13 protein-coding genes are annotated in these 15,710 nt (G+C 68.3%); 6 read left to right on the forward strand and 7 right to left on the reverse strand.

Annotated elements, in window-relative coordinates; all coding sequences use genetic code 11:
• Positions 1 to 11: 11 nt before the first annotated feature.
• The 3 genes from bmt to P73_RS08785 form a co-directional block, all read right to left on the reverse strand.
• Positions 12 to 1,028 (reverse strand): betaine--homocysteine S-methyltransferase, encoded by a 1,017-nt coding sequence (bmt, locus tag P73_RS08775; RefSeq protein ID WP_043869322.1) that lies wholly within the window; start codon positions 1,026 to 1,028, stop codon positions 12 to 14.
• Between the two features lie 197 nt (positions 1,029 to 1,225).
• Positions 1,226 to 3,265 carry a phosphatidylglycerol lysyltransferase domain-containing protein gene (locus tag P73_RS08780; protein ID WP_052453128.1) on the reverse strand — a complete coding sequence of 680 codons (2,040 nt, stop codon included), beginning with the start codon at positions 3,263 to 3,265 and terminating at the stop codon, positions 1,226 to 1,228.
• A 251-nt stretch (positions 3,266 to 3,516) separates the two neighbouring features.
• Complete coding sequence (locus P73_RS08785) at positions 3,517 to 3,828, reverse strand: DUF1476 domain-containing protein (protein ID WP_043869323.1); 312 nt, start codon at positions 3,826 to 3,828, stop codon at positions 3,517 to 3,519.
• Positions 3,829 to 4,059: 231 nt separating this feature from the next.
• On the opposite strand from P73_RS08785, the gene purC reads away from it, so the two are divergent.
• Entirely contained in the window at positions 4,060 to 4,821 is a 762-nt protein-coding gene (purC, locus tag P73_RS08790; protein ID WP_043869324.1) for a phosphoribosylaminoimidazolesuccinocarboxamide synthase, read from the forward strand.
• 20 nt (positions 4,822 to 4,841) lie between these two features.
• A complete protein-coding gene (gene purS, locus P73_RS08795; protein ID WP_043869325.1) occupies positions 4,842 to 5,072 on the forward strand; it encodes a phosphoribosylformylglycinamidine synthase subunit PurS in 231 nt (76 codons plus the stop codon).
• Between the two features lie 70 nt (positions 5,073 to 5,142).
• Here purS and P73_RS08800 read toward each other — a convergent pair whose 3' ends face one another.
• From P73_RS08800 to P73_RS25940, 3 genes are all read right to left on the reverse strand, one after another.
• Positions 5,143 to 5,781 carry a hypothetical protein gene (locus P73_RS08800; protein ID WP_043869326.1) on the reverse strand — a complete coding sequence of 213 codons (639 nt, stop codon included), beginning with the start codon at positions 5,779 to 5,781 and terminating at the stop codon, positions 5,143 to 5,145.
• 232 nt (positions 5,782 to 6,013) lie between these two features.
• Positions 6,014 to 7,033, reverse strand: coding sequence for an LLM class flavin-dependent oxidoreductase (locus tag P73_RS08805; protein ID WP_043869327.1), 1,020 nt, complete (start codon positions 7,031 to 7,033; stop codon positions 6,014 to 6,016).
• Between the two features lie 112 nt (positions 7,034 to 7,145).
• Complete coding sequence (locus P73_RS25940) at positions 7,146 to 7,283, reverse strand: hypothetical protein (protein WP_158401925.1); 138 nt, start codon at positions 7,281 to 7,283, stop codon at positions 7,146 to 7,148.
• Between the two features lie 153 nt (positions 7,284 to 7,436).
• Here P73_RS25940 and purQ point away from each other — a divergent pair, with 153 nt between their 5' ends.
• The 3 genes from purQ (at position 7,437) to P73_RS08820 (ending at position 11,377) form a co-directional block, all read left to right on the forward strand.
• Positions 7,437 to 8,105: a phosphoribosylformylglycinamidine synthase subunit PurQ gene (gene purQ, locus P73_RS08810; protein WP_043869328.1), complete on the forward strand. Its 669-nt coding sequence runs from the start codon at positions 7,437 to 7,439 to the stop codon at positions 8,103 to 8,105.
• A gap of 160 nt (positions 8,106 to 8,265) precedes the next feature.
• The gene (locus tag P73_RS08815; protein ID WP_174446907.1) at positions 8,266 to 9,984 is read left to right on the forward strand and encodes a sensor histidine kinase; all 1,719 of its coding nucleotides are present in this window, start codon (positions 8,266 to 8,268) and stop codon (positions 9,982 to 9,984) included.
• Between the two features lie 55 nt (positions 9,985 to 10,039).
• Entirely contained in the window at positions 10,040 to 11,377 is a 1,338-nt protein-coding gene (locus tag P73_RS08820; protein WP_043869329.1) for a sigma-54-dependent transcriptional regulator, read from the forward strand.
• A gap of 47 nt (positions 11,378 to 11,424) precedes the next feature.
• Here P73_RS08820 and P73_RS08825 read toward each other — a convergent pair whose 3' ends face one another.
• Positions 11,425 to 11,976: an NADPH-dependent FMN reductase gene (locus tag P73_RS08825; RefSeq protein WP_043869330.1), complete on the reverse strand. Its 552-nt coding sequence runs from the start codon at positions 11,974 to 11,976 to the stop codon at positions 11,425 to 11,427.
• Between the two features lie 722 nt (positions 11,977 to 12,698).
• Between P73_RS08825 and P73_RS08830 the strand changes: the two genes are divergently transcribed.
• A complete protein-coding gene (locus P73_RS08830) occupies positions 12,699 to 15,701 on the forward strand; it encodes an Rne/Rng family ribonuclease (protein ID WP_043869331.1) in 3,003 nt (1,000 codons plus the stop codon).
• Positions 15,702 to 15,710 lie beyond the last annotated feature (9 nt).

Raw genomic sequence — 15,710 nt, forward strand, 5'->3', positions numbered from 1 at the left:
ACCGCATGGCATCAGCCGCGCCGGCGACGCCCGGAGCGTTCGCGTTTCGCGGGCCCCTTGTCGTCGGTGCCGTCGGAGGCGGAGGAGAAGCCGCCGAGTTTCTCGGCGATCTGTTCGAGCGTCGGGCGCGGGCCGCGGGGGCGGGTTTCGAGCGCCTCCTTCATCGCGCGCAGGTGGTCGGGCGTCGTGCCGCAGCAGCCGCCGATGATCCGCGCGCCGGAATCGCGGGCCATGCAGGCGTAGTCGGCCATCAGCTCGGGCGTGCCGTCGTAATGGATATGCCCGTCGACGTAGCGCGGAATGCCCGCATTTCCCTTGGCGACGATCGGGCGTTCGTGGCCCTGTGCGGCAAAGCCCAGCACGGTGCGCAGCAGGTCGGAGGAGCCGGTGCCGCAATTCGCGCCATAGGCGACGGGGGGCACCGGCATCTTCTCGACCATGTCGGCGAGCTGGGCAGAGGTCACGCCCATCATCGTGCGCCCGGCGGTGTCGAAGCTCATCGTGCCGACCCAGGCGAGCCCCGCCTTCGCGGCGCCCTCGGCGGCGGCCCTGTATTCCTCGGGGGCGGAGATCGTCTCGATCCAGGCGACATCGGCGCCGCCGGCCTTCAGCCCCTCGGCCTGTTCGTGGAACATCTCCACGGCGCTCGCATAGGAGAGCGGCCCCATCGGTTCCATGATCTCGCCCGTGGGGCCCATGGAGCCCGCGACGATCACCGGGCGACCCGCCCTGTCGGCGACCTCGCGGCCGATTTCCGCGGCGGCCCGGTTGAGTTCGAAGACGCGGTCCTGCGCGTTGTGCAGCTTCAGCCGGGAGGCGGAGCCGCCGAAGGAATTGGTGAGGAAGATGTCGGAGCCGGCGTCCACCGCGCCCTGGTAGAGTGCGGTGATGTTGTCGGGCCTGTCGGTGTTCCACAGCTCCGGCGCATCGCCCGAGGACAGGCCCATGTTGAACAGGGTGGTGCCCGTCGCGCCGTCGGTCATCAGCCAGTCGCGGGTTTCGAGCAGTTTCGTCAGCGCATCACTCATCGCGTCATTCGTCCTTTGTCCGGTTGCCTGCCACGGGGGGTGGCGGCGGCGTGTCGAGGGGAGCCTCGGGGATCGCCGCACGGTCCGGCCGGGTGGGCTTTCCCGTCCTTGCCAGACCTGCGGGGATTTATCAAATTCAATGAGGTCATAAAGATCATGAGGCGCAGGCGCAATGGCGCGCGCCGGCGGGCCGTGGCCTAGCGTGGCTGCCGCCGGAAGATCCGCAACGGCCGGTGGGTCGCGAGGCGCGATGCCTTCATCAGGTTGGAGGTCGGGCGGCGCGGCGGGGCGGTGACGCGGCGCAGGATGTCCATGGCCGCGATCGTCAGGGCGAGGCGCGAGGGCGCGGCGAGGTAGAGCGTTTCCCAGCGCGGATCGAAGGCCGCCTTGAACCGGCGCAGCCCGGCGGCGCCGGATCGCCTGAGGAAGATCGCGCGCAGCCGGCGCAGGAGCGGATTGGCATCGGTGCCCTGCCAGGGCACGGCGGCGAGGGAAAGGCGCGGGCAGGACTGGCGCGCGGCGGCCCCGATCGCGGCGACGATGAGCGCCTGCACGGTGCCGTCGGGGGCGGCGCGGCCGGTGCGCATCAGGTCGAGCGTCATCTCGCTGCGGGTCTCGTGCAGGGTGACGAAGCCGACGAGATCCGGGCCGAGGAAGGCGAGGAAGATCCGCTGGCAGGAGACATAGGCGCGCTCGTAGGTGCCCATGGAAAAGCCGCGCTCCCGGCCGCGCAGGCCGCGCCATTCGGCGGCGACGCGATCCATCTCCGCGAGCGGCAGCGGGTGCGGCGCCTCGCGGACGGTCAGGCCGGCGGCGGCGGCCTTGCCGAGGAGCCGGCGCAGTTGCCGCCGGTTGCTGCCCTCGAGGCTGAAGGTGCCGGGCACGAGCCAGGCCTCCTCTGCCACGGGCAGCACGCGCCAGCCGGCGCGCCGGGCGCTTGCCGCCATGCGGGCGCCGCATTTGTAGATCGCGGGCATGCGGTAGCGTTGGGCCGCGGCCCCGCTCAGCGCCCCGCGCGCGGCGGAGGGGCAGGTGCGCGCGACGAGCGGGTCGGAAAGCATCACGAGCGATTGCCCGATCGGCGCGACGAGGCCGAGCGGCCTGCCGTTGCGCGCCGTGAGCAGGGAGAAGTCGCGGGTGCGCAGCAGGTTGGCCTCCGCGCGGGGGGCGGCGAAGAGCTGGCGCTCCATCTCCGCCGGCAGGCGCGGCGAGGGCGGGGCCTTCACGAGGCGCGGGGCGCGCGACAGGTTGCAGCGGCGCGGCCCGCGCAGCAGCAGCAGGCCGCAGAGCAGGGCGGGCAGCAGGTAATAGACGAGGCGGAAGGCGAGGACAGCGCCGATCAGCGTCTCGATGTCGACCGAGGGCAGGAGGGCGGCGAAGGCCGCCTCGAACGGGCCGAAGCCGCCGGGCGTCGCGCCGACGAGCCCCGCCCCGAGGGAGAAGAGGTAGGCGGAGATCACCTGTCCCGCCGCCAGGGCGAGATCCTGCGGCAGCAGCGCATAGAGCGCGAGGGCGGCGCAGAGGGTGTCGAGCGCGGTGAGCCCGACGACGGTCGCGATGGTGCGCAGCGACGGCCAGGGCAGGCGCACGAGCGGTCCCGGCGGGTAGACGGACAGGGCGGTGAGCGTCCCGGCCAGCAGGATCGCGCCGGTCGCGAGCGGCATCATCCAGGGGTGGTCGGGGCGGAAGATCAGGACGGCGAGGGCCGCGACGACGGCCCAGCCGGCGAGGAAGGAGAGGGCGACCGCGGCGGAGAGCCGCGCGGCCTGCCACAGCGTCAGTTCCGGCAGCATGCGCCAGCGCACCAGCGTGCCGGTGAGCGCGCCGAAGCCGAGCACCTGGGACAGGGCGATGGCGATCACGCCGGTGCGCCGCGCCGCGCCGGCGGCGATCCCGGTGCCGAGCTGGGCGTGGAGCACGCGGTCGTAATGCCCGACCGCCCAGAAGGAGCCGGCGGTCGCCAGGAGCGCGAGCACCCATTGCGCCGGGCGCAGCGTGGCGATCGTCGCGCCCACGGCCGCCATGTCGAGATGCGCGGCCTTCTCCCCCACCAGCCAGACCACGATCAGGGTGAGCCCGAGGGGCAGCGCCTGCTTGCCGAGGAGCGCGCGCAGCCGCGCCCGGTCGGTCTGCCGCGGCGGGTCCTCCGGCGGCAGGGGGCGGTTCGCGCCGGTCTCCTCCGGCCCGCCGTCGGGCAGGGGGAGCGCGGTCTCGATGTCGAAAGCGCCGTGACGCATGGCGGGCGGCTCTCCTTCGCGGGCGGGGCGCGCGGGTCTGCGTCCGGCGCGCATGCGGGGTCTTGCCTGAGCCATAGGACCGTTTTGCCAATATTCGATTAATTCCGCCGCGAATTCCGCCCGAGTCGGGGTGAGTCGGGCGCCGCCCGCGGGGTGCGCGGCTGATAGCCGGGTGCCGGACAAAAAACAAGGCCCGCGCCAAGGGCGCGGGCCGGGATGCCGTTCTCGGGCGGCGGTCGGGAGGGGCGGGCTCAGGCGTCGGCGAGCTCGGCCTTCGCCTCTGACAGGTAGCGGGCATAGAGTGCGCGGATCTCTTCGGCCTCCGCGATCCCCGCGAGATCGGCGGCGACCTTGCGGATCACATCTTCGGCACCGGCTTCCTGCATGTCGGCGCGGATCACCTCCGCGGTGTAGCTTTCGGTTTCCGGGGCGGATTTCCCGAGCTTTCCGGCGGCCCAGAGCGCGAGCTTGCGGTCGGCGCGCACCTCGGCCTTGAACACCATGGCCGCGTCATGGGCGAATTTGGTCTCGAACGCGGATTCGCGATCGTCGAAAGTGGTCATGGCAGGGTCCTCCTCGATAAGGCCACAATTCGAATATGGGGTTTTTAGCCATTCATTTTCAAGGAAGATCGTCAGCGGAGGGCGAGGTTTTCCACCCGTGCCGGGGCGGGAGGGAGCGGCGCGGGGCGCCGGACCGTGCGGCATGCTTGCCCCGCGCGGTCCCATGGCCTAAAGAGCGCATCTGAGAAGGCCGGTGCGATGATTCCCGGCCCCGAAGCTATTGGAGGCTCCATGGCGCGCCGCAAGAAAATCTACGAAGGCAAGGCGAAGACGCTTTACGAAGGCCCGGAACCGGGAACCCTCGTCCAGTATTTCAAGGACGACGCCACCGCCTTCAACGCGCAGAAGAAGGCCACGATCGAGGGCAAGGGGGTGCTCAACAACCGCCTGTCCGAGTTCTTCATGACGGGGCTCACCAATCTCGGCATTCCGAACCATTTCATCCGTCGCCTCAACATGCGCGAACAGCTCATCCGCCAGTGCGAGATCATCCCGCTCGAGGTGATCGTGCGCAACTTTGCGGCGGGGTCGATGGCGAAGCGACTGGGGCTCGAGGAGGGGATGCGCCTGCCGCGCCCGATCATCGAATTCTCCTACAAGGACGACGCGCTGGGCGATCCGCTGGTGCCCGAGGAATATATCATCGCCTTCGGCTGGGCGTCGCAGCAGGATCTCGACGACATCGTGGCGCTGGCGCTGCGGGTGAACGACTATCTTTCGGGGGTGATGTACGGCGTCGGCATCCGGCTCGTCGATTTCAAGATCGAGATCGGCCGGGTCTGGGACGGCGACTACATGCGGCTGATCGTGGCCGACGAGATTTCCCCCGACAGCTGCCGGCTGTGGGATATCGAGAGCGGGCAGAAGCTCGACAAGGACGTGTTCCGCCGCGATCTCGGTAACCTGACGGACGCCTATACGGAAGTGGCGCGCCGCCTCGGCGTGCTGCCCACCAACGGCCCGATCGGCGACAAGCCGACGCTCATCAACTGATCCCAGGAAAAGGACCGCCCATGAAAGCCCGCGTCTTCGTCATGCTCAAAAACGGTGTTCTCGACCCGCAGGGCGAGGCGGTGCGCCACGCGCTCGGCAGCCTCGGTTTCGACGGGGTCGAGGGCGTGCGCCAGGGCAAGGTGATCGAGCTCGACCTCGCCGAGGGCACGAGCGAGGCGACGGTCACGGAGATGTGCGAGAAGCTGCTGGCCAACACGGTGATCGAGAGCTACCGCGTCGAGATGCTCTGACAGCCCCGGATGTCGCGAGACAAGGCACCCCCCGGAAAGTGCCGGGGGGTGCCTTGTCTTTGGGACGGAGCTAGTCGTAATTCACCATGGTTTCCCGGAGAATTTCGCTCACGCGGTCCAGGCCGTATTTTTCCACTTCGGGCTTCAGGTCCCGGAAATAGAGCCGCAGGGCCAATTCCGACATGATCTCTCTTCGGTCTCCCGCGGGCGGCGGGGGAGATCTCTCCGGTCCCGAGACGGCCGGAGCGGCGGCGGGGTCGGAAGCCGGACGTGGCCCGGTCCCCGAGGCGAGTTTGCGCGGGGGCAGGCGTGTCTCCCATTCACAGGTGCTTGCGAGGGCATAGATGGCATCGACTGTCTTTGTCAGCCTGTATTGACCGGTGCCGCGCGCGGTATAGCCTTCGACATCGAGAATGACGCTGCCTTCCTCAACCATCCGCGCGATGAAGGCGATCGGATTGGAAATGAAGGCCGCCTGGCCGGTCGTGGAGTCCTCCGCCCCGATGCGGGTGGCACGGTCCATCCCTGCCCAGCGGACACGCAGGGTGCCCCTGTGGCCATACACCCCGTCGAAATTGAGAAAGGCTTCGGTCCTGTTGTTTTCGCAGCGAAAGATCAGGCTGCCGGTTCTGTGCGAATTCGGCTGGGGTGCGACGCCGACGATATGTGTCGGAAACCTGGGGTTCGCAATGTTCTCGCGAACCGTCACGTAATCGGCCCTTGCCGGTGATGCGGAAAAAACCAGGACGGAAAGAACGCAGAGCAACGTCGTTTTGGACAGGCGCAATGGAGACATCCCGGTGGCAATCTCATGGGGTGCAGGATAGCGGAACTTTCTTAATTTCCCGTAAAAATTCAGGGCGCGTCTACGCGATATGCGCAGGGCGCGGATCCGACAGCAGGATGAAAGCCGCCCCTTTCGGAGGCGGCCTTCTGGGGCCTTACCGCCACCCCAGCGCCGGGGCGACGTCCTTCAGGATCGTCTCGATCACATGCACGTTGTAATCGACGCCGAGCATGTTCGGCACCGTCAGCAGGAGCGTATCGGCCTCTGCGATCGCCTCGTCGCCGCGGAGCTGGTCGATCAGCCGGTCCGGCTCGTCGGCATAGCCGCGCCCGAAGATGGAGCGGGTTTGCTCGATCATGCCGATCTGGTCGCTGTCCTTGCCGCCGCGGCCGAAATACATCCGGTCCATGTCCGTGGTGAGCGCAAAGATCGAGCGGCTGACGGAGACGCGCGGGTCCCGCCTGTGCCCCGCGGCCTTCCACGCCTCGCGATAGGCGCGGATCTGTCTGGCCTGCTGGATGTGGAAGGGCTCCCCGGTTTCGTCGTCCTTGAGCGTCGAGCTTTGCAGGTTCATCCCCAGCCCGGCCGCCCATTCGGCGGTGGCGTTCGAGGCGGAGCCCCACCAGATGCGCTCGAGAAGCCCCTCGGAATGGGGTTCGAGCCGCAACAGCCCCGGTGGGTTCGGGAACATCGGGCGCGGGCTCGGCCGGGCGAAGCCGCGGCCTTCGAGCTGTTGCAGGAAGACCTCGGTATGCCGGCGCGCCATGTCGGAGGCGTCCTCGCCCTCGGCCGGCTGGTAGCCGAAATGGCGCCAGCCGTCGACCACCTGCTCGGGCGAGCCGCGGCTGAGGCCGAGTTGCAGCCGCCCGCCGGCGATCAGGTCGGCGGCGCCGGCGTCCTCGGCCATGTAGAGCGGGTTCTCGTAGCGCATGTCGATCACGCCGGTGCCGATCTCGATCTTCGAGGTCTTTGCGCCGATGGCCGCGAGGAGCGGGAAGGGGGAGGCGAGCTGGCGCGCGAAATGGTGCACGCGGAAATAGGCGCCGTCGAGGCCCAGGTCCTCGGCGGCGACCGCGAGGTCGATGGATTGCAGCAAGGCGTCGGAGGCCGTGCGCACGGCGGAGCCGCGCTCGGGCGCCCAATGGCCGAAGGAGAGGAAGCCGAGAGTTTTCAAGCGAGTGATCCTTTCGCGAACCGCATTGACGATAAGCTAGGGCGTCACGGCCGTCCGGGAAAGATGCGGTCCATGTGGCTCCGGGCACAGGGCCGGTGCGCTGGCGAAAGGGTTATTTCCCTTCGCCGCCGTCCCTGTTGCGTCCGCGGCGCCTGACCCACAGGACCAGAAGCACGGCAAAGACGGCCATGCCGATGAGCGTCAGGCCGGGATCGATGCCGAGGCCGTATCCGTAGCTGAAACTGAACATGGTCCGCTCCGATCGTCGAGAGCCACAGCCTGCCACAGGGCGGCGGCGGGGGCAAATTCCATGGGGAGATCGCCCCGCCGCGCATGAAGCCTTGATCCGGACCGCGCCCCGGCGTATCAGGCGCGGGAACAGCCCTCACAGGAGTCCCGCCCGATGAAAGCCGCCGTTCTTCAGTTCCCCGGCTCCAATTGCGACCGCGACATGTATACCGCGCTGAAAAACGCGGGCGCCGAGGTCACGATGGTCTGGCACAAGGATGCGGAGCTTCCGCAGGGGGTGGATGTGGTCGGCGTCCCCGGCGGGTTTTCCTATGGCGATTACCTGCGCTGCGGTGCGATCGCGGCGAATTCGCCGGTCGTGGCCTCGCTGAAGCGGCATGTGGAGCGGGGCGGCTTCGCCTTCGGCATCTGCAACGGCTTTCAGGTCCTGACAGAGGCGCGGCTGCTGCCCGGCGCGCTGCTGCGCAACGCGGGGCTGAAATACATCTGCAAGACCACGCCGCTCGCCGTCGAGACCACCGACAGCCCCTATACCGCCGCCTATGCGCAGGGCCAGCATATCGGCATTCCGATCGCGCATCACGACGGCAATTTCACCGCCGACGAGGACACGCTCGACCGGCTCGAGGGCGAGGGGCGCGTCGCCTTCCGCTATCTCGACAATCCGAACGGCTCGAAGCGCGATATCGCCGGCATCCTGTCGGAAAACCGCCGGGTGCTCGGCATGATGCCGCATCCCGAACGCGCGGCCGAGGCGGCGCATGGCAACGAGGACGGGCAGCCCTTCTTCGCCGCGCTGGTCGAAGCGGTGGTTTCCGCCTGAACCGCCCGGCGGGCCGGCGGTCTTTCGCTCAAATGCCTGAGAACCGGGCCGGAATGCGCCCCGGCCGGGGCCGCTCTCCCCTTGCGGCGGCCGGGCGCGAGCGCGTAACCTGCGCGCCATGAGTGACAGAACGGCGATAGGCCCCGTGCGGCCGCGAACGATGACCTGGGCGGGTCGGCTGGCGCTGTTCGCCTTTGTCGCGGCGGCGGTCGGCGTGATCTGGTTCACCAACATATTCCTCACCGAGCGCTACACGATCCTCACCCGCAACCGCGCGGAGGTGCGCCAGGCGCTTTATGCGGGGAACCTGATGAGCGAGTTGCAGCGCTCGACCATCGTCCCGATCCTGCTCGCCCGCGACCCGGTCCTCGTGGGTGCGCTCAACTCCAACGATTTCGCGACCACCTCGCAGCATCTCATTTCCTATGTCGAGGAGATCGGCGCGGCGGGGATCACGCTGCTCGACGAGCAGGGGCGGGTGGTCGCGGCGACGGACCGCGCGCTTCTGGGCGCGAACAACCGCCAGTCGCCGGCCTTCGTGGACGCGCTGCGCTCGAACGACACCGTCTTCAAGACCACGCAGCTCGACAACGGGGCCTATGAATTCACCTATTCGCGCCGCATCGACGTGAACGGGGCGCTGGCGGGCGTGATCGTGGTGAAGGTCGACCTGGCGAAATTCGAACGCACCTGGGCGGGGATCTCGGACGCGGTGATCGTGGCGAATTCCGAGGGCCAGATCATCCTGTCGACCGAGCCGCGCTGGCGCGGCAAGACCGAGGGCGAGGCGCTCCAGGTCACCGACGCGCCGACGGCGATCGAACGGGCTTTCCGCGTGACGACGGACTGGACGGGCAGCGATCCCGGAGAGGTCTATGTCGGGGGCGAGGCGCTGATGCGGCTGGAGAGCCGCATTCCCTTCCGCGGCTGGCGCATGACCTCCTACACCGCCTATTCGAGCGTGCGCGAGCGCGTGAACGGCTTCCTGGCGCTCGAGATCATGGGCTTTGCGATCCTGCTCGCGGGGGTCTTCTATCTCACCTCGCGGCGCGCGGTGTCGCGCGCGGGGCTGTTCCAGCGCGAAAGCGCGGAGCTCAGGCTGCTGAACGCCGCGCTCGAGCGGGAGATCACCGAACGCAAGCGGGCGGAGAAGAGCCTCGAGGTGGCCGAGCAGACGCTCGCGCAGAGTTCCAAGCTCGCGGTGCTGGGGGAGATGTCGGCGGCGGTGTCGCACGAGCTCAACCAGCCGCTTGCCGCGATGAAGACCTATCTCGCCGGCGCGCGGCTGCTGATCAAGCGCAAGCGCAGCGAGGAGGCGCTCGCCTCCTTCGGGCGGATCGACGACCTGATCGAGCGCATGGGCGCGATCACCAAGCAGCTCAAGTCCTATGCCCGCAAGGGGTCGGACACGTTGCAGCCGATCGACATCCGCGGCTGCGTCAATGCCGCGCTGTCGATGATGGAGCCGCAGCTCAAGCAGCGCTCGGTGGAGATCATCCGCACCCTTCCGCCGGAGCCGGTGATCGTCGACGGCGACCGCGTGCGGCTCGAACAGGTGCTCGTGAACCTGCTGCGCAATGCCTTCGACGCTTGTAAAACCGCCGCCGAGCCCCAGATTGAAATTCTGGTCACGGGCGGCACACAGGCGAGCGTGACGGTGCGAGACAACGGGACGGGGATCGAGAATCTCGATACCCTGTTCGAGCCGTTCTATACGACGAAGGCGCCGGGAGACGGGGTGGGCCTCGGCCTCGCGATCTCCTCGGGCATCGTCCAGGAACTCGGCGGGCGGCTCACCGCCCGCAACCGCCCCGTCGGAGGGGCCGCGTTCGAAATGGTTTTGCCGCTTTCCGAAGAAGGGCGGCACGCGGCGGAATGACATGCCGCCAGATGGAAGACCCGGCCGGGAACGGCGGAAAAGAAGAGGATAGACCATGGCGACGGCTATGAAGATTGCAATCGTGGATGACGAACAGGACATGCGCCAGTCCATCAGCCAGTGGCTCGCGCTTTCCGGCTTCGACACGGAGACCTTCGCGTCCGCCGAGGATGCGGTGAAGGCGCTGGGGTCCGACTATCCGGGGGTGGTCATCACCGATATCAAGATGCCCGGCATGGACGGAATGCAGTTCCTCAAGAAGCTGATGAGCGTGGACAGCGGCCTGCCGGTCATCATGATCACCGGCCATGGCGATGTGCCGATGGCGGTGGAGGCGATGCGGATCGGCGCCTTCGACTTCCTCGAGAAGCCGTTCAACCCGGACCGGATGACGGAGCTTGCGAAGAAGGCGACGAATGCCCGCCGCCTGACGCTCGACAACCGCGCGCTGCGCAAGGAGCTGTCGGGCGGGGCGGGGATCATGAACAAGCTGATCGGCGCGAGCCCGGTGATGGAGCGGCTGCGCGAGGACATCCTCGATCTCGGCCAGGCGGACGGCCATGTGCTGATCGACGGGGAGACCGGGACGGGCAAGACGCTCGTGGCCCATGCGCTCCATGCCGTCGGCACCCGCGGCTCGAAGAAGTTCATCACCTTCGCCTGTGCCGGCCGTGACGAGGCGGACCTGACGAAGCGGCTGTTCGGTCCCGATCCCGACGGGCAGATCCAGCCGCTGATCGAGGAGGCGCGGGGCGGCACGCTGGTGCTCGAGGATATCGAGGCGCTGCCGCAGACGCTCCAGGCGCGGCTGCTGACCTGGATCAACGATCAGGGCACGCCGCCGGAGACGCGGATCATCGCGATCTGCAACCTTCAGGAACAGGGCCGCACCTGCGAGAGCGCGCTGCGCCCGGATCTCTATTACCGCCTCGCGGCGATGAAGATCACCACACCGCCGCTGCGCTCGCGGGGGGAGGACATCCTGTTGCTCTTCACCCAGCTCAGCCAGCAATTCGCGGAGGAATACGGCTGCGAAAGCCCGGAGGTTTCCGCGCAGGAGGCCGCGCAGCTCCTCCAGGCGCCCTGGCCGGGCAATATCCGCCAGCTCATCAACGTCGCGGAGCGCGCGGTGCTCCAGAACCGGCGCGGGTCGGGGTCGATCACCTCGCTCCTGCTGTCGGAGAGCGACGCGCCGGAGCAGCAGACGATGACCACCGAGGGCAAGCCGCTCAAGGAATATGTCGAGGCCTTCGAGCGGATGCTGATCGACAACACGATGCGCCGGCACAAGGGCTCGATCGTCGCGGTGATGGACGAGCTGTGCCTGCCGCGCCGGACATTGAACGAGAAGATGGCGAAATACGGCCTCCAGCGCGCCGATTACCTCGGCTGAGGGCGGCGTGGCCGGCCCGCGGCAGCGCGGGGCCGGCCGGGGACGGGTCAGGCGTGCTTGCCGACCCAGTCGGCAAAGGCGGCCATGACCGTGCCGAGGAACTTGCGGGTGTCCGCGTTCTTCACCTCGCCCTCCGCGTCGAACATCTCGTAGATCCCGCCGATATAGGCTTCGGGCTGCTGCATCGGCGGCATGTCGAGGAAGACGAGCGACTGGCGCAGGTGGTGGTTCGCGCCGAAGCCGCCGACGCCGCCCGGCGAGCCGGTGACGACCGCCGCGGGCTTGCCGCCCCAGACGCTGTCGCCATAGGGGCGCGAGCCCACGTCGAGCGCGTTCTTGATCGTCGCGGGCACCGAGCGGTTGTATTCCGGCGTGACGAAGAGCACGCCGTCCACCGTCTTCATCTCGGTGCGGAACCGGGTCCAGGACTCGGGCGGCGTGTCCGTGTCCAGATCCTCGTTGTAGAAGGGCAGGTCGCCGATCTCCACGAAGGTGAAATCGAGGCTGTCGGGCGCGAGCCGGGTGAGGGCATGGGCGAGTTTGCGGTTGTGGGACTCGCGGCGCAGCGAGCCGACGAGGACGGCGATCTTGTAGGCCATGTGGGGCTCTCCTTCGATGGGATCCGTGGCTATCACGATGGCGCCATGGCGCGGGAAAATCCAGTCCGCATCGTGAAAATCTCCTGTGCGGGAGGACAGAAACCCTGTCATCCTGCGCACATAGGCGGCGCTTGCGGATCTTCGGCGGACCCTCGCCGAGGCGCGCCACGGCAAGGGACCGGCTGCCGGAAAAACGGGCGGATGCCACGAAATCCCCGTCATATGAGCAGACGTGATCAAATTGCGTGTTGTGTTACCGCTCTTCCATCACTACTGATAGAGGAACGCAGGTCCGCCGTCGGGAGTCCGCCGCCGGAAACCGCGTGATCCAGATTAGCTGTCCGCGAGATCGGGAGCCGCCCAAGCGGTGCACGGCAAAGGTTCGCAAGCGAACCGCGATGCGTCCGGGACCGGCCTCTCCGCGAGAGCAGACCGAAATGCGCCGCGCGGCATGACAAAACCGCACGGCTGTGAAACGCCCCGGCGTCCCGCAGAGGACAGGGGAATTGAACGGGCGCAGAGGAAGGGGCAATGTCCCCGACCGCGATGCGCCGGAGAAGAAACGCGATGCAACGCGCTGAGGCAAGAGTTGGGCATGGACGGGGCGGTTGCGCCCCCGTGCCCTTGGCCGCGCGAGCGCTCGCCCCAGAACATCACCCGTCGACCCGCGTCGCCGCCCCGAGGGGAGGCGCGCCCGTTTCGGGTGACGAAAGACACATACAATGGCAAAGAAAATGCTCATCGATGCCACCCACGCGGAGGAAACCCGCGTCGTGGTGGTCGACGGAAACAAGGTCGAGGAGTTCGATTTTGAATCCGAGAACAAGCGCCAGCTCGCTGGCAACATCTATCTCGCGAAGGTAACGCGCGTCGAACCGTCGCTTCAGGCGGCCTTCGTCGACTACGGCGGCAACCGCCACGGTTTCCTCGCCTTCTCCGAGATCCACCCGGATTACTACCAGATCCCGGTCGCCGACCGCGAGGCGCTGCTGGCCGAGGAAATGGAATATGCCAGGGCGCAGGAGGAAGAGGAGGAGAAGCCGAAACGCTCCCGCCGCTCCCGCTCGCGCACCCGTCCGAAATCGAAGGCCGAGGAGGTGAAATCCGGTGATGCGGTCGAGACGCGGGAGATCGACGCGCTCGAGGTGATCGAGCCCGAGGCCTCCGAGGCCGATGCGCTGATCGAGGAAGGCACCGAGGTCGAGGAGGGCACGTCGCCCGCCTTCACCGTCGCGGAGACCCCCGTCGAGGAACCCGAGGACGACGATGCCGAGGCCGACGACGCCGGGGAGGACGAGGACGAGGAGGACACCGCCGGCCGCGCCAGCGACCGCGACGAGAGCATCGAGAACGTCGCCGACGACGACACGGAGGAGGATATCCGCCGGGTCCGCAAGCCGCGCCCGCGCCGGTACAAGATCCAGGAAGTCGTGAAGGTGCGCCAGATCATGCTGGTGCAGGTCGTGAAGGAGGAGCGCGGCAACAAGGGCGCCGCGCTGACCACCTATCTTTCGCTGGCCGGCCGCTATTGCGTGCTGATGCCGAACACCGCCCGTGGCGGCGGCATCTCCCGCAAGATCACGAATGCCGCGGACCGCAAGAAGCTCAAGGAGATCGCGGGTGAGCTCGAGGTGCCGTCGGGCGCCGGGCTCATCATCCGCACGGCCGGTTCGCAGCGGACGAAGACGGAGATCAAGCGCGATTACGACTATCTCAAGCGGATGTGGGAACAGATCCGCGAGCTGACGCTCAAATCCGTCGCGCCGGCGAAGATCTACGAGGAAGGCGATCTCATCAAGCGGTCGATCCGCGATCTCTACAACAAGGACATCGACGAGGTCTTCGTGGAGGGCGAGGCGGGCTATCGCGAGGCCAAGGACTTCATGAAGATGATCATGCCGTCCCATGCCAAGAACGTGAAGCCCTATACCGATCCGCTTCCGCTCTTCGCGCGCTACCAGGTGGAAAGCTACCTTGCCGGGATGTTCAACCCGACCGTGCAGCTCAAGTCCGGCGGCTATATCGTGATCGACGTGACCGAGGCGCTCGTCGCCGTGGACGTGAACTCCGGCCGGGCGACGAAGGAAGGCTCGATCGAGGAGACCGCTCTCAAGACCAACCTCGAGGCCGCCGAGGAGGTCGCCCGCCAGGCGCGGCTGCGCGACCTCGCCGGGCTCATCGTGATCGACTTCATCGACATGGAGGAGCGCAAGAACAACAACGCGGTGGAGAAGCGGCTCAAGGACAAGCTGAAGACCGACCGCGCGCGCATCCAGGTCGGCCGCATCTCCGGCTTCGGCCTTCTGGAGATGAGCCGCCAGCGGCTGCGCCCCGGCATGCTCGAGGCGACGACGCAGCCCTGTCCGCATTGCCATGGCACGGGTCTCATCCGCTCCGACGACAACATGGCGCTGTCGATCCTGCGCCAGCTCGAGGAGGAAGGCACCCGCAAACGCTCGCGCGAAGTGCTTCTGAAGGCGCCGGTCGCGATCGTGAACTACCTCGTCAACATGAAACGCGAGAACATCGCCCAGATCGAGGCGCGCTATGGCATGGCCGTGCGGATCGAGGCCGATCCCTTCCTGATCTCGCCCGATTTCTCGCTCGAACGGTTCAAGACCGCGACCCGCGTCGTGCCAGAGGCCGCGCCGGTCGTCTCCGCCTCCGCCGATCTGATGGCGGATTACGAGGAGGAACTCGAGGCCGAGGCCGAACTCGAGGAGGATCAGGTCGAGGAAAGCGCTGTCGCCTCCGAGGAGGTCAACGGCGAGGACGACCAGAAGCCGAAGAAACGCCGCCGTCGCCGCCGCCGCCGCGGCAAGTCGCGCGACCAGATCGACGGGGCGGAGACGCAGGGCGCCGAGGACGAGGCCGGCACCGAGGCGGAGGAGCAGCCGGAGGACGAGCGTCCCGCCGCCGAACCGGCCGTTGCCGAGGAGGCCGCCGCCGCGGATGCGACCGCGCAGGCGCCTGCGCCCGAGGCGACCGGGGCAGAGGCCGCGGAAAAGCCGAAGCGGACCCGCACGCGCAGCCGCAGGAAGACCGCCGAGGCAGAGAGCCCGGAGGCCGAAGCGGCAGAGGCCGGTGCCGGGACGCCCGCGGAGGCCCCCGCGGCCGAGGCGGCGCCGAAGCCGAAGCGCAGCCGCGCGAAGAAGGCCGAGGTGGCGACCGAGGAGGGCGAAACCGCCGAGGCCAAGCCGAAACGCGTCACGCGCACCCGCAAGACGAAGGCCGCGGAGCCTGCGACGGGCGAGGAGGCGGGCGAGGCGCCGGCCGAGAAGCCGAAGCGCGTCACCCGCAAGCGCAAGACGAAGGCCGAGCGGGAGGCCGAGGCCGCCGCGCTCGCCGCCGAGGCCGAAGCTGCCGCCGGCACGCCGGAGACCGCAGTCGGGGCCGCGGCGGATGCCGCCGCACCGCTCGGTGCGCCCGAAGCCGGGATCAGCGCCGGCAGCGAGGATGTGCCCCATGCCGGGACCGGCGCAGAGGCCGCCGCGGAGGATGGCGCCGAGGCGCTGCCCGCCGCCGGGGAGGCACCGCAGGAGGTGCCTGCCGCGCAGGCCGGCGAAGCGTCGGAACCGGCGCAGGAGCGTTCCGCGGAGGAACCGGCCGGGGAGGCTGCGGAGACCGCTGCGAAGGAGCCCGAGATGGCCGAGGCCGAGGGCGCCGGGGACGAGGCGGAGGACGGCAAGCCGAAGCGCCGCGGCTGGTGGAACGTCGCGCGCTGAGCCGCGGCT

The sequence above is a fragment of the Celeribacter indicus genome, assembly GCF_000819565.1.
In the GTDB taxonomy this organism is placed as follows: domain Bacteria; phylum Pseudomonadota; class Alphaproteobacteria; order Rhodobacterales; family Rhodobacteraceae; genus Celeribacter; species Celeribacter indicus.